The organism is Psychrobacter sp. 1U2 (assembly GCF_051847575.1).
Window position 1 is genome coordinate 1 of record NZ_JBPYDC010001219.1, and the last position, 664, is coordinate 664.

Annotated in this window: 1 protein-coding gene; it reads left to right on the forward strand. The window is 45.9% G+C overall.

The window, feature by feature from the left end:
* Positions 1-664: LptF/LptG family permease (locus ACS8FD_RS21300; RefSeq protein WP_439277336.1), on the forward strand; the 664-nt coding region annotated here is incomplete at both ends.

Here is a 664-nt window from a genome sequence, read left to right on the forward strand (position 1 = left end):
GACTTAATTCGTCCCAATGAGTTTATTAGTAGCGGTAATTATCATTTGTATGTAGGCAGTCTTAGCGATGACAAAACGCAGCTACAAGATGTGGTACTTATCCAATCTGAGCCATCCAAAAAGTCAGCTGACAATACGGATCATTCTATTAATAAAGACACCATTACCTTGGCTAAGCGTGCTGAGCAAGTAGAGAATGCTGGTAGCGGTGTGACGCAGTTAGATCTATTCCAAGGTCGACGTTATGAAGTGGGCGCAGGTAGCCTGAAGTACAATCAAGTAGGCTTTGATCGTTATCGTATTACGTTAACTGAATCCTCAAAAGAGGTGGTGACTGAAAATAATATCGAAACCCAAGAAATCGGACCTTTATGGCAGGCCGCTACAGGTAGCGCACAAGTTGGTAGTGCTGATGCGCTACGAGCAGCACAAGGTGAGCTTGGCTACCGCTTTACGCTACCTTGGCTGATGATTATCGCTCCTATGCTTGCTGTACCGCTTGCACAAGTACGTCCGCGTCAAGGTCGCTGGTTGCGACTGTTTCCCTCTATTTTATTGTTTGTCAGTTGTGCGCTTGGCATCATATCTTTGAAGAATGCTGTGGGTAAAGGTAGCGTGAGCGTTTGGGCGTACGCATGGCTGGTACTAGGATTTATGGCATTGG